Origin of the sequence: Streptomyces omiyaensis, from assembly GCF_014650895.1 — a bacterium.
In the GTDB taxonomy this organism is placed as follows: Bacteria; Actinomycetota; Actinomycetes; order Streptomycetales; family Streptomycetaceae; genus Streptomyces; species Streptomyces omiyaensis.
Window position 1 is genome coordinate 1 of the sequence record NZ_BMVV01000076.1, and the last position, 1670, is coordinate 1670.

The following is a 1670-nucleotide window of genomic DNA, read 5'->3' on the forward strand; positions in this document are numbered from 1 at the left end:
ACGGTGCCGGACTTGTGGGCGTTGAGGGGCTGTTCCATCTTCATGGCCTCCAGGACGACGATGAGGTCGCCTTCCTGGACCTCCTGGCCCTCCTCGACGGCGACCTTGACGATGGTGCCCTGCATGGGGGAGGCGAGGGTGTCGCCGGAGGCGGTGGGGCCGGACTTCTTCGCGGCGCGGCGCTTGGGCTTGGCGCCGGCGGCCAGGCCGGTGCGGGCCAGGGTCATGCCCAGGCTGGAGGGGAGGGAGACCTCCAGGCGCTTGCCGCCGACCTCGACCACGATGGTCTCGCGGCCGGCCTCGTCGTCGTCGGTGTCGGCGCCGGCGGGGGCGAAGGGCTTGATCTCGTTGACGAACTCGGTCTCGATCCAGCGGGTGTGGACGCGGAACGGGTCGGCGGTGAAGTCGGGGTCGACCACGACGGCCTGGTGGAAGGGGATGGCGGTGGCCATGCCCTCGACCTTGAACTCGGCGAGTGCGCGGGCGGCGCGCTGGAGGGCCTGTTCGCGGGTGGCGCCGGTGACGATGAGCTTGGCGAGCAGGGAGTCCCAGGCGGGGCCGATGACGCTGCCGGACTCGACGCCGGCGTCGAGGCGGACGCCGGGGCCGGTGGGCGGGGAGAAGAGGGTGACGGTGCCGGGGGCGGGCAGGAAGTTGCGTCCGGGGTCCTCGCCGTTGATGCGGAACTCGAAGGAGTGGCCGCGCATGGCGGGGTCGTCGTAGCCGAGTTCCTCGCCGTCGGCGATGCGGAACATCTCGCGGACCAGGTCGATGCCGGTGACTTCTTCGGTGACGGGGTGTTCGACCTGGAGGCGGGTGTTGACCTCGAGGAAGGAGATGGTGCCGTCCATGCCGACGAGGAACTCGACCGTGCCGGCGCCGACGTAGCCGGCTTCCTTCAGGATGGCCTTGGACGCCGCGTAGAGCTGGGCGTTCTGTTCGTCGGTGAGGAAGGGGGCGGGGGCTTCCTCGACGAGTTTCTGGTGGCGGCGCTGCAGGGAGCAGTCGCGGGTGGAGACGACGACGACGTTGCCGTGGGTGTCGGCGAGGCACTGGGTCTCGACGTGGCGGGGCTTGTCGAGGTAGCGCTCGACGAAGCATTCGCCGCGGCCGAAGGCGGCGACGGCCTCGCGGACGGCGGAGTCGTAGAGTTCGGGGACCTCTTCGAGGGTGCGGGCGACCTTCAGGCCGCGGCCGCCGCCGCCGAAGGCGGCCTTGATGGCGATCGGCAGGCCGTGTTCGGTGGCGAAGGCGACGACCTCGTCGGCGCCGGAGACGGGGTCGGGGGTGCCGGCGACGAGGGGGGCGCCGGCGCGCTGGGCGATGTGGCGGGCGGCGACCTTGTCGCCGAGGTCGCGGATGGCCTGGGGCGGGGGGCCGATCCAGGTGAGGCCGGCGTCGAGGACGGCCTGGGCGAACTCGGCGTTCTCGGAGAGGAATCCGTAGCCGGGGTGGATGGCGTCCGCGTCGGCGTCCTTCGCGGCCTGGAGCACCTTGGCGATGTCCAGGTAGCTGGTGGCCGGGGTGTCACCGCCCAGGGCGAACGCCTCGTCGGCCGCGCGGACGTGCAGGGCGTCCCGGTCCGGGTCGGCGTAGACGGCTACGCTCGCGATCCCGGCATCCCGGCAGGCACGGGCGACACGAACAGCGATTTCGCCACGGTTGGCGAT

The 1670-nt window shown here is 71.9% G+C and carries 1 protein-coding gene; it reads right to left on the minus strand.

The window, feature by feature from the left end:
• A partial coding sequence (locus IE287_RS38045; RefSeq protein ID WP_229884016.1) for an acetyl/propionyl/methylcrotonyl-CoA carboxylase subunit alpha occupies positions 1-1670 on the minus strand: 1670 nt, incomplete at both ends.